This is a genomic window from Nonomuraea sp. NPDC049419 (assembly GCF_040676995.1).
In the GTDB taxonomy this organism is placed as follows: domain Bacteria; phylum Actinomycetota; class Actinomycetes; order Streptosporangiales; family Streptosporangiaceae; genus Nonomuraea; species Nonomuraea salmonea.
In genome coordinates this window covers 1-20,043 of sequence record NZ_JBFAQB010000017.1, presented here as the reverse complement: position 1 = coordinate 20,043, position 20,043 = coordinate 1, and the positions used below count along the sequence as shown (strand labels likewise).

Below are 20,043 nucleotides of genomic sequence, written 5' to 3'. Positions count from 1 at the left end.
ACAATAAGACAGTCAGCGTCTAGTTGTCAGACAATTTCCTCCAGCAGCTGCTCGATGAACCGCGACGCCGGCGCCGCCACCTCCCCCGCGTAGTCCTCGAAGACGGCGAGACCGTCGTGGATGCCCGGCACGCTCTTGCGCGGCAGCGTCAGCAGCCCCTCGTCCTCGGCCGCGACCCCGCCTTCGACGTGGAAGGCGCCGCCCGCCGCCCGGATCGACACCTCGAAGCGCAGCTCGCGGCCGTCGGGCAGGGTGAGCGCGGTGCCGACGCGGGCGCCCGCGGGCGGGAAGAAGTAGGAGAAGGGGGCGCTGCGCACGAACGGGTGGCGTAACTCGGCGAGAATCTCCGACGCCCGACCAAGGGCCGCCAGCAGCCCGGCTGCGGCCAGACTCTCGCTGTCCACCCGAAAAGGTTAGTTCAGGACACCCCTGCGTGACCAGGCGAGGGGCCAGCGGGGGCGTGCCAGAGTGGGTCAGTGACCAAGCGAGCGTGACAGAGCGGGGTCGGTGGCCAGGCGGGCGTGCCGTTCGACGTCGTAGCGCACGCCCTCATGGACGAGCTTGCCGCGCTCGACGCCCTCAGGCAGGAAGCCGGCCTTGGTGGCGACCCGGCACGAGGCCGCGTTGGTGGTGCGGTGGCCCAGCTCCAAGCGGAACAGCCCGCGCTCCTCGAACGCCCACCGCGCGAGCAGCTCGACGCCCGCCACCGCGACCCCGCGCCCCCTGGCCTCGGGCACGACCCAGTAGGACACCCAGCCGTTACGGTGATCGTCGATCCTGGTCACCGCCACGTTTCCGACGACCCGCTCCCCCGCGCCGTCCGCCGAGTCGTCCGCTGGGGCGCCTCGCGCACCCTCCTGGCCGACACCCACCCCGACACTCACTCCGACGCCCTGCTCCACGATGGCGAAGGCGTGACCGACCCCCTCCCACGAGGCGATCCACCCGCGGGCGTCGGTGAGCGTGACGATCGGCCAGGGAGCCTGCGGGCGCAGGTCGGGGGCCTGGAAGGCACGCAGCACCGCGGGGGCGTCGTCGTCGCGCCACGCGCGCAGGCGGACGTTCACGAAGGTCACGCTGCCCGAGATTACCCGGATTGCACCCGTTGCCCGATCGGGTGGTTCGCCTCGAAGTCGGCCACGAGCTGCTTGGGCGCGGTCAGGCACCACGCCTCGGCCACCAGCTCAAGCAGCTCGTCGATGTCGATCTTGTCGAGGTGCACCACGACCCAGCCGAACCGCCCGGCGGTGAACTGCACCTCGAACACCTCGGGCCGCTCGTTGACCAGCGCGATCTGCTCCTCGATGGTCGCCTTGAGCCCGACGGTCTCGGTGGCCTCCCACAGGTAGCCGAAGCCCTTGCCGCGCACCTTGAGGCCGATCCACTCGCCCGCATGGTTCGTGCGCACCTCGGGCAACTCGTCCAGCAGCTCAAGGAACTCATCCACGGTCACACCCATGCCGCCTGTGTACCAGACGAGTCCGACACTTCCGAGCACTTGAGCGATCGCTCAAATCGTCGTACGGTCGCCTTAAGCAGTCGCTCAAAAACACCGGGACGTGCGCCATGCCCCTCTACGTCGAGACCCTGATCAGCGCCGACATCGACCGGATCTGGCAGGCCACCCAGAGCCTGGAGCTGCACCAGCGCTGGGACCTGCGCTTCGGCCGCATCACCGCGCTCGGCTCCGGCCGCCTGCGCTATTCGACGCTGGGCATCAGCGGAACGGCCATCGCCTCGGGCGACCGGCACGCCGCCGACGGCACCCGTACGTCGGCGCTGCGCTTCGGCTCCACCCACCCGCTGTCGCCGATCCGCTCAGGCGCCGGCTACTGGCGCTACCTGCCCACCCCGGCCGGCACGCGCTTCCTCACCTCCTACGACTACCGCCCCCGCCTGCTGCCCCGCCGCCTCATGTGGTGGGCCACCGCCTGGTCCTTCGACCGGCTGCGCCTGTGGCTGGAGACCGGCGTCAGCCCGGAGCGCCTGCTGCGGCGGGCGCTCGGGGAGGTCGCCGTCCGCGCGTCCGCCGTCGTCGCGGCCGGCTGCGCGCTCCCCCTCTGGGCGGCCCTGACCGTGCTCATCGCCGCCCTGCTCTGGCCGCCGCTCCCCGGCACCCCCGCCGCCCGCCGCTGCGTCCGCCACCACCACCGTCACCGCCCCGAACGTCAGGAGCCGCCATGCCCTCGATCTTCCAGCGCGCGCTCGGCGCCCGCTTCGACCGCCTCCACCCTCAGCTCCAGCGCCGCTTCGGCGTCGGACTCGACTCAGGAGAGGCCTGCGTCGGCACCGGCGTGATGAACCGGGTCTGGAACGCGGGCCCCGCCGTCCGCCCGTTCCTCTCCCTGGGCCGCCGCCGCAACATCCTCGCCACCGACACCGGCACGAACCTGCCGTTCACCATCGAGAACTACCCGTACGCCGACTCCTACGGCCGCGAGACCGTCACCTTCGTCCGCACCTTCCCCAGCAGCCGCTTCGACGCCACCATGATCTACGACCCCGTCCAAGGGGAGATCGTCGACTACCTGGGCACCCACCAGCACCTCGCCGTCCCCCTGGCGCTCTCCGTGGACGACCGGGGCGGCCTGGTCATCCGCTCGGGCCGCCAGCGCCTGCTCGGCCCGCTCGCGCTGCCGCTGCCCGCCGCCGCCACCGGCGCCGCCGTGGTCACCGAGCACTACGACGAGCAGGCCGAGCGGTTCAGGATCGCGGTGACCGTGTCGAACCCGTGGCTCGGCCGCGTCTTCGGCTACTGGGGCAGCTTCACCGTCTCGTACGTGGACGTCGCGGAGCACGGTGTTCCCGCTAGCGTGAGGCCCAGACGGGAGGACGCCCGTCGTTGACCGGCACGGAGTGGGAGCGGTGGCCGACACACGTACGAAGCTGCTCGAAGCGGCGCTGGAGACGCTCAGCACGTCCGGCATGTCCGGCGCGTCGGCACGCGCCATCGCCGCCGCGGCGGGCGTCAACCAGGCCCTGGTCTTCTACCATTTCGGCAGCGTCGACCAGCTCCTGTCGGCCGCCTGCGCCCACGGCTCGACCCGCCGCGTCGAGCGCTACCGCGACCGCTTCGCCGCCGTCACCACCCTGCGCGAGCTGCTCGACCTCGGCCGCGAGGTGCACGCGGAAGAGGCCGCCGAGGGCAACGTGGCGGCGCTGGCGCAGCTCCTCGCCGGCAGCCAGACCGACGAGAAGCTGGCGCCCGCCGTGGTCGCCGGGCTCAACCTGTGGATCGCCGAGGTCGAGCAGGCGCTCGCGCGGGTGCTGACGAACTCGCCGCTGGCCGAGTTCGTGGACGTCGCGGGGCTGGCCAAGGCCACGGCGGCGGCGTTCGTGGGGCTTGAGCTCTACGAGGGCGTCGACGGCGACGGCGCGGCGCAGGCGCTCGACGCGCTCGAACAGCTGGCGGTGCTGGTGACGGCCCTGGAGGACATGGGCCCCGTCGCGCGCCGCGCCGTACGCGCCAGGCTCACTCGTAGTATCGGGCCTCGATCACGTTCCCGTCGGGATCAGGGAAATAGATAGTCTCCGGCGCGATGCCCTGCGCACCGAACGAGTTCGTGCCGGTGCCGGTGATCTCCACCCGGTGTTTCTTGAGGCGTAGCTTGAGGGCGTCGAAATCCTCTTTTCCGAACGCCAGGCAGAAATGGTTGATCTGGTGCCCGGCGCTGCCGTGCACCCCGGTGCCCTCGTCCACGCCCCGCGTCACCTCGAAGGACATCAGGTCGAGGATGCACGTCGGCGTGATCCGCACGCTGGGAAACGGTGCCTTCCCCTCACGGAACTCCTCGGCCCGCACCCCGGGCAGTCCGATCACGTGCTCGTAGAAATGGAGCGAGACGAGCTGATCGGAGACCCAGCAGACGAGATGGTCAAGGCGTACGCGCATGAAAACACCTCCGCTTTCCTTCCAATATCCTTTCTTCGTTTCGCCGTGTCCACCTGCCGGTGCCGATGGACACCGGCCGGAAAGCGGCGGTCCATTCGGTGTCCGATTTCACGACGCCTGCTCAGCCGTACTCCTTCTCCGCCTGCCGGCGCCCCTCGAAGACCTCCTCGTGGTCCACCCACCACTGCGGGCCGTCCGCCAGGTTGTCGGCCAGGCTCTCCTCGGCACGGAGCCGCAGTTCGAGAAACCTCCTGCCCTCCGCGCCCACGTCCCGGTCGGTCACCTGGAGCCCCGGGAGGTCCTCGGCGATCCGCTTGGGCATGCTGTCGTAGACCTCCATGTACGCGCTGTTCGCCCGCGCGAGGAAGTCTCTGGCCCGGCTGTCCGGCGTGCCGCCGAAGTCGAAGGTCTCGTGCAGGACGCCGCGATCGGGGTCGGCCACCCGCTCGAAGTTCTTCCTGCACCAGTCGCTGATCTCCACGAACGAGCGGGCCGCGGCGTCCAGCCGGCCGGAGACGGCGGCCAGCGCCGTGGCGTTGGCGTAGATCTGCCGCAGCACGCCCTGCGCCCGGTCGGCGGCGGCGCCGTACCAGGGGGCGTCGCGCAGGTCCTGGGCCCGGCGGAGCAGCAGGTTGGCCACGTCGACCAGCGGCTCCGGCATCCGCCCGAAGATCATGCCGGCCGCGCCCGCGGCGCTGGGCAGGGTGGACACGCTCCACTGCGCCTGGCTTGCCGTCAGGTGGCCGACGTCGTACGACGTGCCGGGCAGCTTCAGGTCGATGCTGCCGTTCGGGTAGAGGTCGCTCAGGTGGTTGCGGTCGCCCGTGATCGGCAGCCGCTCCTTCAGAGTGGAGTCGGGGACGTCGCCGAGCTTGGGGTCGTCGGCGAGGTCGTAGCGGGAGGACGCCCGCTCGATCAGCAGGCCGGCCACGCCGACCTCGGCGTGCAGGTCCCGCCAGAACACGTCCACGGCGTGCGCGGCGGAGGAGAGCATCAGGCCGAGGTGGTACGGCAGCAGCCACTCGCCCTCGGGGACTCCGGGGCCGGCGTCCTGGACCCCGTCGAAGCGCCGCATGCCGAACGACAGGCCGACGATCTGCCCCGCGACGCTCTTGACGCCCTTGCGGTCGATGTGGAACCCGTCACCGCGATGCTCGTCGCCGAGCCCCGGCCAGCAGCGCGGCGGCTCGGGCTCGGTCGGCCAGGTGGACCACTGATCAGCCGCCGTCGGCTCCGGCTCGCGCATCACCACTCCGCTCGGGTCGGGACGCCTCACCTTACGGTGATCGCTTTCCCGCCCGCAATCCGTGATTTCCCCAGGTAGAGACGCACAAATCCGCCTCTCGCGCTGTGAGCGGATCAGCCGTGCCCTCCCGTCGCGAGCGGATCAGCCGTGCCCTCCCGTCGCGAGCGGATCAGCCGTGCTCTCCCGTTGTGAACGGATCAGCCGTGGCCGACGCCGCCGAGCCAGCTCCGCACGACCAGGTCGGCGGCCTGCGGCGGGTCGAGGTCGGGGAAGCGGTGGGCGGCGGTGTCGACGAGGTCGTCCAGCATCGCGCGGGCCCACGCCACCGGCACGTCGCCGCGGATCAGCCCCTCGTCGGCGGCCCGCCGCACGAACCGGTCGAGCCGCCCGCTCTGCTCGTTCCGGCGCACGTCGGCCGTCGGGTCGGCGCGCATCATCCGCCGCACGTCCACCGGCCACTCCCTGCTGACCGGGATGATGCCCTCGACGTAGCGGTGCAGCGCCACCGCCACGGGCGCCTCCACCAGCCTGGCCTCGTCGAGCACCCGCTCCGAGCCGTCGAGCTTGGTCTGGAAGACGGCGGCGAGCAGCGCCTCACGGGTGGGGAAGCGGCGGTAGACGGTCCTGCGATCGACCCCGGCCGCGGCGGCGATGGCGCTCATGCTCGTCGCCGGGTCCTCGGCCAGCAGGCGAGCGCCCGTACGCAGGACCGCCCTCAGGTTACGCGCGGCGTCGGCTCTCATCACCTGATCAGTCTACGCGCACTGTGACACATCCCTCTTTGACAGACGCACATGCGTGGCATATACCTAACTTACTGCCACAGAAGAGTGACACTTATTTCGTGAGGACCACCATGACCACCACCTGGCTCATCACCGGCAGCTCGCGCGGCTTCGGCCGCGCCCTCGCCGAGGCCGCGCTGGAGCGCGGCGACCACGTGCTCGCCACCGCCCGCGACCCGCACCGGCTCGACGACCTCGTCCAGCGGTACGGCGACCGCGCCCGCACCTTCGCCCTCGACGTCACCGACGCCGCCGCCGCCCGCGCCGCCGTCCAGGAGGCGGTCACCGCGTTCGGCCGGCTCGACGTCGTCGTCAACAACGCCGGCTACGCCAACTCCTCACCCATCGAGGAGACCCCTGACGACGACTTCCGCGCCCAGGTCGAGACCAACTTCTACGGCGTCGTCAACGTCACCAAGGCCGCCCTGCCCGTCCTGCGCGCCCAGCGCTCGGGCCACTTCATCCAGTTCTCCTCGATCGGGGGCCGGGTGGGCGGCTCGCCCGGGCTGGCGGCGTACCAGTCGGCCAAGTTCGCCGTCGAAGGCTTCTCCGAGGTGCTCAACAACGAGGTCAAGCCGTTCGGCGTCAAGGTCACCATCGTCGAGCCCGGCGCGTTCCGTACGGACTGGGCCGGCTCGTCCATGCACATCCCGCAGGTCGGCCCCGACTACGAGCAGACCGTCGGCGCCATGAACTACCGCCGCGCCGGCTTCGACCGCTCGGCCCCCGGCGACCCGGCCCGCGCCGCCCGCGTCCTCCTCGACGTCGTCACCCTGGACGACCTCCCGCTACGCCTCCTCATGGGCGAGGACGCCCTGACCCTCGCCGACCAGTCGTCCCGCGCCCGGGCCGAGGAAGCAGCCCGCTGGCGCCACCTCACCCTCGCCACCGCCTTCCCACCCGGCGAGTGACTTTGAGCCGATCCCGTCACGGCGAACCATCGACATGGCACGTTTGACTGCATGACTCATGATGTGAGCAGATGCGACACGAGCTCCGCATGCACCTCCGCCCTCAGGAGCGGTGGACGAAGCAGTCGCGCCGCAGTCTCACAGCCAGGGCCATCGTCGGCTCGAACACCATCGAGGGGTACGCGACGTCCGTCGACGACGTCGAGGCGCTCATGGCCGGGGAGACCCCGCTGGAGACCGGCGACGCCACGGTGCGCGAGGTCGAGAGCCACCGGCGAGCGATGACCTACGTGCCGGCGCTCTCCGACGCGGGTGGCGAGATGTGCCGGCTCAAGTGGCTGATGCCGCAGGGGCAGGCACGAGGTCGTCACTACGTGGCCGGACCGGCCATGCGGCCCGTCGTCGAGTCCGTACGCCAGTCGACGAGCCCTTACGCCGACCCCCATCGCCGGTGACGCCGCTGACAGGTCATAGGACTGCCAGGGCCAGGACCGGTTCGTACGAGATGATGCACACTGTCCGTTATGGCAGCCACAGAACTCGGTGCGGCGCTGCGGCACTGGCATGACCGGGTCTCGCCGGAGGCGGCGGGCCTGCGCGCGGGCGGTCGCCGGCGGGCCGCCGGGCTGCGGCGGGAGGAGCTGTCGCAGCTGGCGGGCATCTCCGTCGACTACCTCACCCGCCTCGAACAGGGCCGCGCCACCCACCCCTCCGCCCAGGTCGTCGAGGCGCTCGCCCGCGCCCTGCGCCTCACCAGCGACGCCCGCGCCCACCTCTACCAGCTCGCCGGCCTCGCCGCCCCCGGCGCTGCGACGGTCCCCGCGTACATCCCGCCGAGCGTCCACCGCATGCTGGACCGCCTCACCGGCACGCCCGTCGCGGTCTTCGACGCCGCCTGGACCCAGCTCCTGGCCAACCCCCTCTACACGGCGCTGATGGGCGACTGGCAGGGCGACGACCTCAACGCCGTCTGGCGCAACTTCCTCGGCGCCGGCACCCGCGTCCGCCACACCCCGGACTCACTCGGCGCCCTCCGCGCCGCCCAGGTAGCCGATCTGCGCAGAACCGCCGCCCGTTACCCCGCCGACCGCCACCTGCACCACCTCATAGGCCGCCTCCGCATCGAAAGCCCGGAGTTCGAAACCCTCTGGACGTCCGGCGCGGTGGGCCGCCACCAATCAGCCCGCAAGACCATCGACCACCCGCACGTGGGCGCCATGACGCTCGACTGCGACGTGCTGGTGGTGGCCGGCGAGGACCTGCGCGTCATGGTCTACACCGCCGAACCGGGAACGGAGGACGCCGAGCGCCTAGCTCTGCTGTCCGTCATCGGCACCCAGGAACTCACCGCCCGGCATTGATAGATATTCCGGGCCCGACCGTTTCCACAAGCCCGGCGAGCTGGCGGCGTACGAAACGTACGAGGTCGCCGAATGGACCGACGAAGCCTTGAGCTGAAACCAGGATGCGCAAGCTACTGAGGCTTGGATCGGTACTCAGCCCACACGCCGACCGCCTCTTGAAGGTCAAGAGCGGCAAGCCCTCCGACTCAGGATCCAGACGAACCCCAGCCCACCGATCGGCGAATCGCGCGTACCACTCCGATGCCCCAAGCGGCGAGCACGCCCGCGCTGACCGCGCCGAGCAAGGTGATGAGGAACCAGTCCGTGGAGCCGTCCCGTGGATAGACGTTGTACCGGTTGCCCGCCTCTATCGCCGGCACCCGATCCCCCACCCGGGCCGGCTCCACGCCCGGCGTCAGACCGATCCCACGCCTGACGACTGAGCCGTCGTCAGAGACGAAATTCCCCCGCCAGCTGCAACTGCGCCCACCGCATTTGCGTTCGGTGGCGGTGAAAGTGCCGGGGATTCCGGTGCCGAACTGCGCGGTGTACGCGGGGACCACCTCGCGTACGGCGGCGAACAGAACGAGCCCGGCCAGCACCGGCACCACCACCCACCAGAAAAAGCGCATCAGCCCTACCGTCCGTTCGGGGCTCAGGCGACGGGGCGGAGGCCGTCCATCAGGAGGTTCAGGAGGCGGGCGGCCTTGGCGTCGTGTTCGCGCCTGGGCGCCACGGTGAAGACGCCGATGAGGGAGTCGGCGACGTCTTCGGCGGTGACGTCGGAGCGGAGGTCGCCGGCCGCGCGCCCCGCGTCCAGGATCGTGGTGATGGCCGCCAGCAGCTCGCCCCGGGTCCGCGCATGGGCGATCTCGCCCGACTCGATCATCGCGACCAGTGTGTCGATCATGCCGTTCTTGGCCGCGATCCAGTCCCCGAACAGGTCCATCCAGCGCCGCATCGCCTCCGCCGGAGGCATGCGGTCGAGCAGCTCGCGGGCGCCGGACGTCAGCCGTACGACCTGGTCCCGGTAGACCGCGTCGACCAGCGACTCACGGGTCGGGAAGTGCCGGTAGAGCGTGGCGATGCCGACGCCGGCCTCGCGCGCGATCGCCCGCATCGACGGCTCGGCCTCGGCCGACATGAACATGCGGGTCGCCACCGCGAGCAGCTGGTCGCGGTTGCGGGCCGCATCCGCCCGCGGCGCGCGCATCTCAGCCTCAGTCAAAACGGATCACGCTCCGGTTGTGTGTTACTGTCGAGTCAATAAACGGAGCATAGTCCGTTTCAACGCGTTCCCTCGATCCCCAAGGAGACAGGTGCACATGCAGGAACAGCAGAAGGGCAGGGCGGTCCGGCTCGACGCGTGGGGCGGCCCCGAGGTCCTGGACGTCCGTGAGGTCCCCGTTCCGGAGGTCGGCCCTGGACAGATCCGCGTACGAGTCACCGCGGCCGGCCTGAACCCCATGGACTGGATCATGACCGCCGACGCCGACACCGCCGCCCGGTTCGGCCTGACCCTCCCGGCCGGATTCGGTACGGACTACGCGGGAGTGGTCGACCAGGTCGGCGACGGGGTGACCGGCTACGCGCCCGGCGACCGGGTGTTCGGCGGCGCTCTGTCCCGCGCGGTCGCCGACTACGTGATGATCGACCCGGCCGACGGGAACGCGGCGAACGAGGCCCACCACACCCCGGACGGCATCGACGACCTCACCGCCGCCGCCCTCACGATCGCCGGCCGCACGGCCCTGGCCGCCGTCGGGGTGGCCGACCTCGGTCCAGGCGACACCGTGCTCATCGGCGGCGCGGGGGGCGGGGTCGGGGTCTTCGCCGTGCAACTGGCCCGGCTCACAGGAGCACGCGTCATCGGTACGGGCTCCACGACCTCAGCCGGCTTCCTCCGCGACCTGGGCGCCGAGCCGGTGGCGTACGGGGACGGCCTGGCCGACCGAGTCCAAGCCCTCGCCCCCGACGGCATCACCGCCGCCCTGGACCTGCACGGAACGGAGACGGTGGAGACCGCCAGAAAACTCGGCGTCCCGGACAACCGCATCTGCACCATCGCCGCCCAGGTAGAGGGCGTACCAGCCGCCAACGGCGCCACCGCCGCCCCCGGCGACCTGGCGGAGCTCGCCCGCCTGGTCGCAACAGGCAAGATCCGGGTACCCATCGCAGCGACGTTCCCCGTGGACAAGATCCGCGAGGCGACGGAACTCCAGGCCGCCCGCCACGTACACGGCAAGATCGTCATCACCCTCTGAACCACGCCAGCAGCGGACAGACGAGCTCACCGTGGAATCCTGAGTAGGATTCAGACCTCGACAAAAATGCCCCGGCAGCGCTGGGGTATTTTATTTTCTACCCTCTTTGGGCCACACTTTCATTGCCCCAGGGCTTCGCTTGGTAGCTCTGATGTATCCATCTGGATATATGTTCAGGTAAGCGTCCCGCCCTTTCAGCTTCCACACCGCAGTCGGCGAATGGATCGTCACCTGCTCAGATGAGGAGACGTCCCAGTGGAAGCCTGAGGGCAGAACAGTACGTCCCACGCGGAGAGCAGGACCACCATGTCGAGCGGCCTGCCCTTTCGGCTTCCCCGCCTGTGTGGCTTCAGATGGGAGGCGGTTCGGCCGCAAGACAGGAGGACCACCAGCACATCTCGCCGATGCACGAAGGATCACGGGCGTTCGCAAGAACACGCCGACACTCCGGCATACGCATCAACTATGGATCATGTCCAAGTTGTCTCTTATGTCGCTTTTCCGCTCATCGAGCAGGATGAGAACGGTGCAGGACCAGCACCGCCTTCTACGCTGATGACCATGCCACCGAAGCCGAAAGGGCCGACGGGGCGAGCTGGGTGGTGATGGCGCCGTAGCCGGCGGTTTTCAGCACGCGCTGGTACGCATCCCGCGACTCCTCCACCGCCGCTCGCAGCTCCGGCAAGTGGTAGTGGAAGGCAGAGCGGTACTAGGTGCCGCAGTCGTAGCCCTGGCGGCGCCCGACAATTAAGCATCTCTACATATTCACTCCAAGAAGATCAAATTTGTATTGAAAGGTGGTAATGCCCGAAACTGGAGTACATGCCTGACTCCCGGCGTGGCATCTTCTACGGGATCGCCGCTTACACCATGTGGGGCCTGTTCCCCCTCTACTGGCCGCTGCTCAAGCCCTCCGGCGCCATCGAGATCCTCGCCCACCGCATGGTGTGGTCACTGGTCGTGGTGGCCGTGGCGCTGGCCGTACGCCGGCACTGGTCGTGGGTGAAACAGCTGTTCAGGCAGCCCGCCAAGCTCGGACTGCTGACGCTGGCCGCGATCTTCGTGACCGTCAACTGGGGCACCTACATCTACGCGGTCAACAGCGGCCACGTCGTCGAAAGCGCCCTCGGCTACTTCATCAACCCGCTGGTCAACGTGCTGTTCGGGGTGGCGCTGCTGCGCGAGCGGCTGCGTCCGCTGCAGTGGGCGGCGGTCGGGTTCGGCGCGCTGGCGGTGCTGGTGCTGACGCTCGACTACGGGCGGCTGCCGTGGGTGGCGCTGACGCTGGCGTTCAGCTTCGGCATCTACGGCCTGGTCAAGAAGCGGGCCAACGTCGAGGCCACCGAGAGCCTGGCCATCGAGACCCTGGTGCTGCTCCTGCCGGCCCTCGCCTACCTGGCCTGGCTGCAGACGACGGGGACGGCCACGTTCGGCCAGGAGGGCGCGGGGCACGCGCTGCTGCTGGTCGCGGGGGGCCTCATCACGGCGGTGCCGCTCATCTGCTTCGGCGCGGCGGCGATCAGGGTGCCGCTGAGCACGATCGGGCTGCTGCAGTACATCGCGCCGATCCTGCAGTTCGCCTGCGGCGTGCTCATCGCCAAGGAGACCATGCCGCCCAGCCGCTGGATCGGCTTCTCGATCGTCTGGCTGGCGCTGGCGCTCTTCTCGTACGACAGTCTCCGGGCGGCACGTCAGACCGCCCGGAGCCGCGTCGCGGCGCTCAGGGCTCAGCCGGAGCGCTCAGCCACGTAGTCGCTCAGCCGGAGCGCTCGACCACGTAGTCGCAGAGCGCGAGGAACGCGTCCTTGGCCGGGATGTCGGGCAGGCCCGAGATGTCGGCCCGGGCGCGATCCACCCAGGCCACCAGCTCCGCCCGCGCCCGCTCCATGCCGGGGTGGGCGCGGAGCAGGGTCAGGGCCTCCTCCAGGTCCTCATCGGCGACCGGGCCGGACAGCAGCGCCGTCAGGCGGGGGTGGTCACCGGCGGCGAGCGCGTACAGGACGGGGAGGGTCTTGACGCCCTCCTTGAGGTCCGTGCCGGGCGTCTTGCCCGACTGCGCGCCCGAGGAGGCCACGTCGAGCAGGTCGTCGCCGAGCTGCCAGGCCACGCCGATGGCCTCGCAGGCGCGGCTGAGCCGCTCCTCCACGTCGGCCGGGGCGCCCGACAGCAGCGCGCCGAAGCGGCCCGAGGCCGCGATCAGCGAGCCGGTCTTGTCGGACAGGACGCTCAGGTAGTGGGCGATCGGGTCCTCGTCGGCGCGCGGGCCGATCGTCTCCCTGATCTGGCCCTGCACGAGCCGCGAGAACGTCTGCGCCTGGATGCGGATCAGCTCGGGACCGAGGTCGGCGAGCAGGTCCGAGGCCTGCGCGAACAGGTAGTCGCCGGTGAGGATCGCCACGGTGTTGTCCCACCGGGCGTTGGCGGACGGGGAGCCCCGGCGCACCGGGGCCTCGTCCATGACGTCGTCGTGGTAGAGCGAGCCGAGGTGGGTCAGCTCGATGACCACGGCGCCGGGCACCACACCCGGCGCCGACGGGTCGCCGAACTGGGCGGCCAGCAGCACCATCAACGTACGGAACCGCTTGCCGCCCGCCTCGATGAGGTGCTTGGACGCCTCCGTGACGAAGGCGTTCTCGCTCTCGACGGACGAGCGCAGGAGCTTCTCGACCGCGGCCAGTCCGTTGGCCACGTCCTGCGCCAACCGCTCGTCCTCGATGGGAAGGTCAACCACGGGAGGCGCGGACATACGAGATCCCCTTATCTGATGAACAGGCTGCTAGCAGCGTCGTTGGCAACACCGAGCACGGACTCCGGATAGAGCCCCACCCCTACCGTAACCAGCAGCGAAACGGCGATGACGGCCACGGTCCCCATACTGGGCACCGCGACCGCCGGGCCGTCGGCGGCCGGCTCGCTGAAGAACATCAGCACGATGACGCGGACGTAGAAGAACGCGGCGATCGCGGAGGCGATCACGCCGACGACGACCAGGCCGGCCATCCAGCCGCCCATGGAGTCGCCGGGCTGCGTGCCGCTGTTCAGCGCGGCGGCGAAGACGGCGTACTTGCCGAAGAAGCCGCTCGTCAGCGGGATGCCGGCGAAAGCGAGCAGGAAGAAGGCGAACACGCCCGACAGGACCGGCGCCCGCTTGCCGAGACCGGCCCAGCGGGACAGGTGCCCCGCCTCGCCGCCCGGGTCGCGGACGAGGGTCAGCACGGCGAACGCGCCGACCGTGGTGATGCCGTAGACCGCGAGGTAGAACAGGATCGCCTTCAGCGAGTCGGCGTTCTGCCGCGCGTCGCCGAACGTGGCCATCACACCGACCAGCAGGAAGCCGGCGTGCGCGATGGACGAGTACGCCAGCATGCGCTTGATCTCGGTCTGCGTGATCGCCAGGATCGAGCCGACGATCATCGTGAGCGCCGCGACGCCCCAGATGACCGGCCGCCACTCCCAGTCGAGGTTGCCCAGGCCGACCCAGAAGACCCGCAGCACGGCCCCGACGGCCGCGACGAGGGTGCCGGAGGCCATGAGGGCGGTGATGGGCGTCGGGGCGCCCTGGTAGACGTCCGGCTTCCAGGCCTGGAACGGCGCCGCGCCGATCTTGAACAGCAGGCCCACGCCGAGCAGCGCGAACCCGATGAGCAGCAGCGGGTCGAGCGAGTTGCCCGCGGCCATGGCCTGGTTGATGCCCGGCAGCGAGACGGTGCCCGCGAAGCCGTAGATCATCGCGGTGCCGTACAGGAAGAAGGCCGAGGAGAACGCGCCCAGCAGGAAGTACTTCATGGACGCCTCCTGCGAGAGGAGGCGCCGCCTGCGGGCCAGGCCGCACAGCAGGTAGAGCGGCAGCGACATGACCTCGAGGGCCACGAACATCATCAGCAGGTCGTGCGAGGCGGGGAACAGCAGCATGCCGCCCACCGCGAACAGGACCAGCGGGTAGACCTCGGTGTGGCCGGTGCCGTTGTCGTGGGCCTCGGCCTCCTCCTCGTCGGCGCTGCCCGGCACGGCCGCGGCGGAGGCCACGAAGTGACCCTCGTCGTTGATGAGCAGCACACAGACGAACGACAGGACGAGGATGACGCCCCAGATGAACAGCGACGGGCCGTCCACGGCGAGCGCGCCCATGGCGGCCGGCGTGGAGGACACCTGGCCGCGCAGCGTCTGCACCAGCACCAGCGCGAACGCGCCGGCCAGGCTCAGCAGCGTGAGCGGCACATGGATGGACTTGCGCAGGTAACGCGGCGCGAACGCCTCGACGAGCACGCCGATGCAGGCCGCGCCGAAGACGACCAGCAGCGGCGCCAGCGTGCCGTACTCGATCGTCGGCGCTTCGATGGCGGGGTTCACTGGCCTGTCCCCTTCTCAGCGACGGTGGAGGTGGGTACCTTCACGTTGGTCAGCGTCTGTTGCACTGACGGGTTGATCACGTCAAGCAGCGGCTTGGGGAAGAAGCCGAACCCGATGATCAGGGCGACCAGCGGAGCCAGCACCCAGACCTCGCGGGCGTTCAGGTCCTTGAACGCCTTGACCGGCTCGGCCGTCGGCCCGTTCATGGTCCGCTGGACCATCCACAGGATGTAGACGGCCGCGAGGATCACCGCGACCGCGGAGACGATCGCCGCCACCGTCAGCGCGCCGGACCCGTGGGCCTGGCTGGAGTACGTGCCGATCATGACCATGAACTCGCTGACGAAGGACGACAGGCCCGGCAGCGAGAGACCGGCCAGACCGGCGATCAGGAAGAAGCCCGCGAGCAGCGGGGCGACCTTCTGCACGCCTCCGTAGTCCCCGATGAACGGCGAGCCGCGCCGCGCGATGAGGAACCCGGCCGCCAGGAACAGCGCGCCCGTGGCGAAGCCGTGGTTGACCATGTAGAGCGCCGCGCCGGACTGGGCGACGTCCGACATGGCGAACACCCCGAGCACGATGAACCCGAAGTGCGAGATCGACGTGTACGCGATGAGCCGCTTCATGTCGGTCTGGCCGATGGCGACGATGGCGCCGTAGATGATGCTGATGACCGCCAGCACGACGATCGGCATCGTGAACGCCTTGGCCGCGTCGGGGAACAGCTCCAGGCAGAAGCGCAGCATCCCGAACGTGCCGACCTTGTCCAGCACGCCCACCAGCAGCACCGCGGCGCCGGCCGGAGCCTGGGCGGCCGCGTCGGGCAGCCAGGTGTGCACCGGCCAGAGCGGCGCCTTGATGGCGAAGGCGATGAAGAAGCCGCCGAACAGCCACTTCTGCATGGCGGGGTCCTGGATGGCCCCGACGAGCTCGGGGAACATGAAGGACTGCTTGCCGGCGACGACATAGAGGCCGATGACCGCGACCAGCATGAGCAGGCCGCCGAAGAGCGAGTACAGCAGGAACTTGACGGCCGCGTAGGACCGCTGGGCGCCGCCGTACGAGCCGATCATGAAGTACATCGGGATCAGCATGGCTTCGAAGAAGACGTAGAACAGGAAGATGTCGGTCGCCGCGAAGACGCCGATCATCATCGTCTCCAGCACCAGCAGCAGGGAGAAGTACGTCTTCACCGAGCGCTTGGGCGCGATCACCGTGCCGTCGGCGGTCTTCACGCCGTCGGCGTCGTGCCAGGAGGCCAGCACCACGATGGGCACCAGCACCACCGACAGCGCGATGAGCACGAGCGCGACGCCGTCCACGCCGACCCCGAACTTCACGCCGAAGCTCGGGATCCAGTTGTAGGCGGCGGTGAACTGGAAGCGGTCGCCGTCGGGGTCGAACCCGGCGGCCATGACGCCGGTCAGGACCAGCGTCGCCAGCGAGAACAGCAGGGTGACCTGCTTGGCCAGCTTGTCACTGCCCTTGGGAAGCAGGGCCACCACGACGGCGCCCACCACGGGCACCGCCATGAGTATCGGAAGCCAGGGTGACATCAGATGTTCCCAACGAGGAGCAGGGCGCCGGTCAGCAGGGCGGCACCGATCAGGATGGACAGCGCGTACGTTCTGGCGAAGCCCGTCTGGATCCGCCGAAGGCGCCCGGAGCTGCCGCCGATGCCCGCCGCCAGGCCGTTGACGATCCCGTCGATGCCGCGGTTGTCGAAGAACACCGCGAGGCGGGTCAGCCACTGGCCGGGCCGCATGAAGAGCGACTCGTTGAGCGCGTCACCGTACAGGTCGCGCCGGGCGAACGTGGTGAGGAAGTTGCCGCGCGGCTGCACCGACGGCACCTCGACCCGGCCGTAACGCAGCCAGGCGAACACGACGCCGACCGCGACGAGCGCGAGCGTGACGAGCCCTGGCGTGCTGAACGGCGCGAACTCCGGCACCGTGTCGAGGCTGCCACCGACCGCCGGGATCAGGAACTTGTACAGCGTGCCGCCCAGCACCAGGTAGGCACCGAGGCCGAGCGCGCCGAGCGAGAGGATCATCAGCGGCACCGTCATCACGAGCGGCGACTCGTGCGGGTGCGCCTCCTTGTCCCAGCGCTTCTCGCCGAAGAAGGTCATGAAGACCATCCGCGACATGTAGAAGCCGGTGACGCCGGCGCCGAGCACGGCCAGCCAGCCGAGGATCGGCTGGTGGTGCACCGCGGTCTCGATGATGCCGTCCTTGGTGAAGTAGCCGGACAGCAGCGGGAAACCGATGATCGCCAGGTAGCCGATGAAGAACGTGACGAACGTGATCGGCATGGCCTTGCGCAGGGCGCCGTACTTCCTCATGTCGACCTCGTCGTTCATGCCGTGCATGACCGAGCCGGCGCCGAGGAACATATCGGCCTTGAAGAAGCCGTGCGTGATCAGGTGGCCGATCGCGAAGGCGTAGCCCGCGGGGCCGAGGCCCGCGCCGAGCATCATGTAGCCGATCTGCGACATCGTCGAGCCGGCCAGGCCCTTCTTGATGTCGTCCTTCGCGCAACCGATGATCGCACCGGCGAGCAGCGTGACCGCGCCGACGATGGCGGCGGCGAGCGCGGCGCCCGAGCCTTCGGGGAAGAAGAACGCCCCCGAGCGGACCACCAGGTAGACACCGGCGGTGACCATGGTCGCGGCGTGGATGAGGGCCGAGACCGGGGTCGGGCCCTCCATGGCGTCGAGGAGCCAGGACTGCAGCGGCAGCTGCGCGGACTTACCACAGGCGCCGAGGAGCAGCAGCAGGCCGATGGCGAGCATCGTGCCGTTGGTCTGGCCGGGCTGGATCTGCTCGCCCAGCCCCTGGAAGGTCAGGGTGCCGAACGTGGTCCAGATGACGAACATGCCGACCAGCAGGCCGAAGTCACCGACGCGGTTGACGACGAACGCCTTCTTCGCCGCGGTCGCCGCGGACGGCTTGAACTGCCAGAACCCGATCAGCAGGTACGACGCCAGACCGACGCCCTCCCAGCCGATGAACAGCCCGACGTAGTTGTCGGCCAGCACCAGCAGCAGCATCGCGGCCACGAACAGGTTCAGGTAGGAGAAGAACCTGCGCCGGTGCTCGTCATGCGCCATGTAGCCGATCGAGTAGATGTGGATCAGCGAGCCCACACCGGTGATCAGCAGCGCGAAGCTGATGGACAGGGGGTCGATGAGCAGCCCCATGTCGACCATGCCGGGGATGAACTCGTACAGGTGCACCGCCCGGCGGCGCTCCTCCGCCCCGAACCCGATCAGCTCGAAGAACGCCAGCACCGCCACGACGAACGAGGCGAGGGACATGGCCACGCCCAGCAGATGGCCCCAACGGTCGGTGAACCGGTTGAACACCAGCAGGATGAACGCGCCCACGAGCGGGAACGCGATCATCAGCCAGGCGTTGCCGATCACTCCACCGGTGTGCTGGACGATCTCAGCGAGTTGAGATTCCACCAGTCACCTCTTAGTACTTCAGCAGGTTGGCGTCGTCGACGGACGCGGACCTGCGGGTTCGGAAGATCGTCACGATGATGGCCAGGCCGACGACGACCTCGGCCGCGGCCACCACCATCACGAAGAACGCGATGATCTGGCCCTCCAGGTTGCCCACCTGCCGGGCGAACGTCACGAACGCGAGGTTGCAGGCGTTGAGCATGAGCTCGACGCACATGAACACCACGATGGCGTTGCGCCTGATCAGCACGCCCATGGCGCCGATCGCGAACAGCAGGCCGGACAGGACGAGGTAGTGGGTCGTCACTTGGTCACCTCATTGCTCTCGGCGTCCTGCTCGGCCTCGGTCGGCGCGGTGCCCTCCTCGGCCGTGTGCTTGATCGCCTCGGCCAGCTTGGGATTGTCCGGCAGGCGGTCGTGCTCCACGTCGTAGCGGGCGATGTAGCGGTTGACCGAGGACTCGGCCACCGACCCGTCGGGCAGCAGCGCCGGCATGTCGATGGCGTTGTTCCTGGCGTAGGTGCCGGGGCCGGGCAGCGGCGACGGGCGGTCGCCCTGGAAGCGGGCCCGGGACAGGTCCTTCTGGGTCGCCTTCTTGGTGACCCGCTCGCGGTGCGCCAGCACCATCGCGCCCAGCGCCGCGGTGATCAGCAGCGCGGAGGTGATCTCGAACGGGAACACGTACTTGGTGAAGAGCTGCAGCGCGATCGAGCGGATGTAGCCGCCCTGCTGGGTGGCCGCCGCGAGCCCGGCCTCGGGCGCGAAGATCGCGTTGCCCACGGCCAGGATGATCAGCACCGAGAAGCCGACGGCGGCGATGATCGCCCAGAAGCGCTGGCCCTTCAGCGTCTCGACGAAGGAGTCGGACGAGTCCACGCCGACGAGCATGAGCGTGAACAGGAACAGCATCATGATCGCGCCGGTGTAGACGATGATCTGCACCGCGGCCAGGAACGGCGCGTCCTGCACGGCGTACAGGACGGCCAGGCAGAGCATGACGGTGCCGAGCATCAGCGCGGAGTACACGGCCTTGCGGTTGAAGACCATGCCGAGTGCGGCGCCGACGGAGACGACGGCCAGCACCCAGAAAGTGATGGTCTCACCCATTGGTCCGCCCCAGCCGGTAGTAGTCCTCTTCGGTCTCACCGAGCCGCATGGGGTGCGGCGGCTGCTCCATGCCCTGCGTGAGGGGCGCGAGCAGCATCTCCTTGGTGTAGATGAGGCTCTCGCGGCTGGAGTCGGCGAGCTCGTACTCGTTGGTCATGGTGAGCGCTCGCGTCGGGCACGCCTCGATGCACAGGCCGCACAGGATGCACCGCAGATAGTTGATCTGGTACGTGCGTCCGTAACGCTCGCCCGGCGAGTAGCGCTCGTCCTCGGTGTTGTCCGCGCCTTCGACGTAGATGGCGTCGGCCGGACACGCCCAGGCGCACAGCTCGCACCCGACGCATTTCTCCAGCCCGTCAGGCCAGCGGTTGAGCTGGTGACGCCCGTGGAAGCGAGGAGCCGTCGGCTTCTTCTCCTCCGGGTAGTTCGTCGTGACGGGCTTCTTGAACATCGTGTGGAAGGTGACCCCGAAGCCTTTGACGGGGTTCAGCCAGTCAGTTAGTCCCACTGGGAATCTCCTTGTGCTGCACCCCGTGGTAGTGCGGCAGGTCGAGCGGCGGCACAGGGAAGCCACCGGCCGTCGGTTCCTCGGACAGTTCCTCGAACTCGGCCTCCACCTGCGCCTTCTTCGCCTCCTTGCGCCGCTGGCCGACGGTGTCGAACCGCATCCAGATGG

General features: G+C 69.4%; 23 protein-coding genes and 1 pseudogene. 8 read left to right on the top strand and 16 right to left on the bottom strand.

All coding sequences use genetic code 11. The annotated features are described in order from the left end of the window. Positions 1-26 precede the first annotated feature (26 nt). The 3 genes from AB0K12_RS35700 to AB0K12_RS35690 all read right to left on the bottom strand — a co-directional run bounded on the left by AB0K12_RS35700 (position 27) and on the right by AB0K12_RS35690 (position 1,459). Complete coding sequence (locus AB0K12_RS35700) at positions 27-404, bottom strand: hypothetical protein (RefSeq protein WP_364571329.1); 378 nt, start codon at positions 402-404, stop codon at positions 27-29. 69 nt (positions 405-473) lie between these two features. Then, complete coding sequence (locus tag AB0K12_RS35695) at positions 474-1,076, bottom strand: GNAT family protein (protein ID WP_364571327.1); 603 nt, start codon at positions 1,074-1,076, stop codon at positions 474-476. A gap of 11 nt (positions 1,077-1,087) precedes the next feature. After that, entirely contained in the window at positions 1,088-1,459 is a 372-nt protein-coding gene (locus tag AB0K12_RS35690) for an MmcQ/YjbR family DNA-binding protein (protein WP_364571325.1), read from the bottom strand. A 107-nt stretch (positions 1,460-1,566) separates the two neighbouring features. Here AB0K12_RS35690 and AB0K12_RS35685 point away from each other — a divergent pair, with 107 nt between their 5' ends. Genes AB0K12_RS35685 through AB0K12_RS35675 form a run of 3 tightly spaced genes read left to right on the top strand, consistent with a single transcriptional unit; the run spans position 1,567 to position 3,528 of the window. Further along, positions 1,567-2,298 (top strand): hypothetical protein, encoded by a 732-nt coding sequence (locus AB0K12_RS35685; RefSeq protein WP_364571322.1) that lies wholly within the window; start codon positions 1,567-1,569, stop codon positions 2,296-2,298. Next, positions 2,181-2,846, top strand: coding sequence for a DUF4166 domain-containing protein (locus tag AB0K12_RS35680; protein WP_364571320.1), 666 nt, complete (start codon positions 2,181-2,183; stop codon positions 2,844-2,846). Before AB0K12_RS35685 ends, AB0K12_RS35680 begins: the two co-directional genes overlap by 118 nt. A 19-nt stretch (positions 2,847-2,865) precedes the next feature. Continuing rightward, positions 2,866-3,528, top strand: a complete 663-nt coding sequence (locus AB0K12_RS35675; protein WP_364571318.1) for a TetR family transcriptional regulator — start codon at positions 2,866-2,868, stop codon at positions 3,526-3,528. Here the strand turns inward: AB0K12_RS35675 and AB0K12_RS35670 are convergent. The 3 genes from AB0K12_RS35670 to AB0K12_RS35660 all read right to left on the bottom strand — a co-directional run bounded on the left by AB0K12_RS35670 (position 3,473) and on the right by AB0K12_RS35660 (position 5,881). Further along, positions 3,473-3,892: a VOC family protein gene (locus AB0K12_RS35670; protein ID WP_364571316.1), complete on the bottom strand. Its 420-nt coding sequence runs from the start codon at positions 3,890-3,892 to the stop codon at positions 3,473-3,475. The two genes, AB0K12_RS35675 and AB0K12_RS35670, sit on opposite strands and share 56 nt — an antisense overlap. A 121-nt stretch (positions 3,893-4,013) precedes the next feature. Further along, positions 4,014-5,138 carry a hypothetical protein gene (locus AB0K12_RS35665; protein ID WP_364571314.1) on the bottom strand — a complete coding sequence of 375 codons (1,125 nt, stop codon included), beginning with the start codon at positions 5,136-5,138 and terminating at the stop codon, positions 4,014-4,016. 197 nt (positions 5,139-5,335) lie between these two features. Beyond that, on the bottom strand, positions 5,336-5,881 hold the full coding sequence (locus AB0K12_RS35660) for a helix-turn-helix domain-containing protein (protein ID WP_364571691.1): 546 nt from the start codon (positions 5,879-5,881) through the stop codon (positions 5,336-5,338). Between the two features lie 101 nt (positions 5,882-5,982). Here AB0K12_RS35660 and AB0K12_RS35655 point away from each other — a divergent pair, with 101 nt between their 5' ends. The 3 genes from AB0K12_RS35655 (at position 5,983) to AB0K12_RS35645 (ending at position 8,195) form a co-directional block, all read left to right on the top strand. Beyond that, positions 5,983-6,834: an oxidoreductase gene (locus tag AB0K12_RS35655; RefSeq protein WP_364571312.1), complete on the top strand. Its 852-nt coding sequence runs from the start codon at positions 5,983-5,985 to the stop codon at positions 6,832-6,834. A gap of 71 nt (positions 6,835-6,905) precedes the next feature. Then, complete coding sequence (locus tag AB0K12_RS35650) at positions 6,906-7,289, top strand: hypothetical protein (RefSeq protein WP_364571310.1); 384 nt, start codon at positions 6,906-6,908, stop codon at positions 7,287-7,289. A 69-nt stretch (positions 7,290-7,358) separates the two neighbouring features. Continuing rightward, on the top strand, positions 7,359-8,195 hold the full coding sequence (locus tag AB0K12_RS35645; RefSeq protein ID WP_364571308.1) for a helix-turn-helix transcriptional regulator: 837 nt from the start codon (positions 7,359-7,361) through the stop codon (positions 8,193-8,195). A 188-nt stretch (positions 8,196-8,383) separates the two neighbouring features. Here the strand turns inward: AB0K12_RS35645 and AB0K12_RS35640 are convergent, their stop codons facing one another. Beyond that, positions 8,384-8,809, bottom strand: a complete 426-nt coding sequence (locus AB0K12_RS35640; RefSeq protein WP_364571306.1) for a hypothetical protein — start codon at positions 8,807-8,809, stop codon at positions 8,384-8,386. Between the two features lie 23 nt (positions 8,810-8,832). Next, the gene (locus AB0K12_RS35635) at positions 8,833-9,405 is read right to left on the bottom strand and encodes a helix-turn-helix domain-containing protein (RefSeq protein ID WP_364571304.1); all 573 of its coding nucleotides are present in this window, start codon (positions 9,403-9,405) and stop codon (positions 8,833-8,835) included. Positions 9,406-9,502: 97 nt separating this feature from the next. Here AB0K12_RS35635 and AB0K12_RS35630 point away from each other — a divergent pair, with 97 nt between their 5' ends. Next, positions 9,503-10,441, top strand: coding sequence for an NADP-dependent oxidoreductase (locus AB0K12_RS35630; protein ID WP_364571302.1), 939 nt, complete (start codon positions 9,503-9,505; stop codon positions 10,439-10,441). A gap of 822 nt (positions 10,442-11,263) precedes the next feature. Continuing rightward, positions 11,264-12,193 (top strand): EamA family transporter RarD, encoded by a 930-nt coding sequence (rarD, locus tag AB0K12_RS35625; protein WP_364571300.1) that lies wholly within the window; start codon positions 11,264-11,266, stop codon positions 12,191-12,193. A 4-nt stretch (positions 12,194-12,197) separates the two neighbouring features. Here the strand turns inward: rarD and AB0K12_RS35620 are convergent, their stop codons facing one another. From AB0K12_RS35620 to AB0K12_RS35585, 8 genes and pseudogenes are all read right to left on the bottom strand, one after another. Continuing rightward, positions 12,198-13,187, bottom strand: a complete 990-nt coding sequence (locus AB0K12_RS35620; protein WP_355419619.1) for a polyprenyl synthetase family protein — start codon at positions 13,185-13,187, stop codon at positions 12,198-12,200. Between the two features lie 11 nt (positions 13,188-13,198). Further along, entirely contained in the window at positions 13,199-14,791 is a 1,593-nt protein-coding gene (gene nuoN / locus AB0K12_RS35615) for an NADH-quinone oxidoreductase subunit NuoN (protein ID WP_364571297.1), read from the bottom strand. Next, the gene (locus AB0K12_RS35610) at positions 14,788-16,347 is read right to left on the bottom strand and encodes an NADH-quinone oxidoreductase subunit M (protein WP_345394376.1); all 1,560 of its coding nucleotides are present in this window, start codon (positions 16,345-16,347) and stop codon (positions 14,788-14,790) included. Before AB0K12_RS35610 ends, nuoN begins: the two co-directional genes overlap by 4 nt. Next, the gene (nuoL, locus tag AB0K12_RS35605) at positions 16,347-18,197 is read right to left on the bottom strand and encodes an NADH-quinone oxidoreductase subunit L (RefSeq protein WP_364571689.1); all 1,851 of its coding nucleotides are present in this window, start codon (positions 18,195-18,197) and stop codon (positions 16,347-16,349) included. Before nuoL ends, AB0K12_RS35610 begins: the two co-directional genes overlap by 1 nt. A gap of 73 nt (positions 18,198-18,270) precedes the next feature. Beyond that, positions 18,271-18,567, bottom strand: coding sequence for an NADH-quinone oxidoreductase subunit NuoK (gene nuoK / locus AB0K12_RS35600; protein WP_106246199.1), 297 nt, complete (start codon positions 18,565-18,567; stop codon positions 18,271-18,273). Next, on the bottom strand, positions 18,564-19,367 hold the full coding sequence (locus AB0K12_RS35595) for an NADH-quinone oxidoreductase subunit J (RefSeq protein ID WP_364571295.1): 804 nt from the start codon (positions 19,365-19,367) through the stop codon (positions 18,564-18,566). Before AB0K12_RS35595 ends, nuoK begins: the two co-directional genes overlap by 4 nt. Then, positions 19,360-19,875 (bottom strand): NADH-quinone oxidoreductase subunit NuoI, encoded by a 516-nt coding sequence (gene nuoI, locus AB0K12_RS35590; protein ID WP_355419610.1) that lies wholly within the window; start codon positions 19,873-19,875, stop codon positions 19,360-19,362. The genes AB0K12_RS35595 and nuoI overlap by 8 nt, the downstream gene beginning before the upstream one ends. Then, positions 19,862-20,043: pseudogene (locus tag AB0K12_RS35585) on the bottom strand (NADH-quinone oxidoreductase subunit H); the annotation flags it as partial. The gene nuoI and the pseudogene AB0K12_RS35585, both read right to left, overlap by 14 nt.

What these genes read in the sequence shown, in the direction of transcription:
- AB0K12_RS35690 (WP_364571325.1), bottom strand. Translation starts at nt 1,459, where the DNA reads ATGGGTGTGACCGTGGATGAGTTCCTTGAGCTGCTGGACGAGTTGCCC.
- AB0K12_RS35685 (WP_364571322.1), top strand. Translation starts at nt 1,567, where the DNA reads ATGCCCCTCTACGTCGAGACCCTGATCAGCGCCGACATCGACCGGATC.
- AB0K12_RS35680 (WP_364571320.1), top strand. Translation starts at nt 2,181, where the DNA reads ATGCCCTCGATCTTCCAGCGCGCGCTCGGCGCCCGCTTCGACCGCCTC.
- AB0K12_RS35670 (WP_364571316.1), bottom strand. Translation starts at nt 3,892, where the DNA reads ATGCGCGTACGCCTTGACCATCTCGTCTGCTGGGTCTCCGATCAGCTC.
- AB0K12_RS35665 (WP_364571314.1), bottom strand. Translation starts at nt 5,138, where the DNA reads ATGCGCGAGCCGGAGCCGACGGCGGCTGATCAGTGGTCCACCTGGCCG.
- AB0K12_RS35660 (WP_364571691.1), bottom strand. Translation starts at nt 5,881, where the DNA reads ATGAGAGCCGACGCCGCGCGTAACCTGAGGGCGGTCCTGCGTACGGGC.
- AB0K12_RS35650 (WP_364571310.1), top strand. Translation starts at nt 6,906, where the DNA reads ATGCGACACGAGCTCCGCATGCACCTCCGCCCTCAGGAGCGGTGGACG.
- AB0K12_RS35645 (WP_364571308.1), top strand. Translation starts at nt 7,359, where the DNA reads ATGGCAGCCACAGAACTCGGTGCGGCGCTGCGGCACTGGCATGACCGG.
- AB0K12_RS35640 (WP_364571306.1), bottom strand. Translation starts at nt 8,809, where the DNA reads ATGCGCTTTTTCTGGTGGGTGGTGGTGCCGGTGCTGGCCGGGCTCGTT.
- AB0K12_RS35630 (WP_364571302.1), top strand. Translation starts at nt 9,503, where the DNA reads ATGCAGGAACAGCAGAAGGGCAGGGCGGTCCGGCTCGACGCGTGGGGC.
- rarD (WP_364571300.1), top strand. Translation starts at nt 11,264, where the DNA reads ATGCCTGACTCCCGGCGTGGCATCTTCTACGGGATCGCCGCTTACACC.
- AB0K12_RS35620 (WP_355419619.1), bottom strand. Translation starts at nt 13,187, where the DNA reads ATGTCCGCGCCTCCCGTGGTTGACCTTCCCATCGAGGACGAGCGGTTG.
- AB0K12_RS35610 (WP_345394376.1), bottom strand. Translation starts at nt 16,347, where the DNA reads ATGTCACCCTGGCTTCCGATACTCATGGCGGTGCCCGTGGTGGGCGCC.
- nuoL (WP_364571689.1), bottom strand. Translation starts at nt 18,197, where the DNA reads ATGATCGCGTTCCCGCTCGTGGGCGCGTTCATCCTGCTGGTGTTCAAC.
- AB0K12_RS35595 (WP_364571295.1), bottom strand. Translation starts at nt 19,367, where the DNA reads ATGGGTGAGACCATCACTTTCTGGGTGCTGGCCGTCGTCTCCGTCGGC.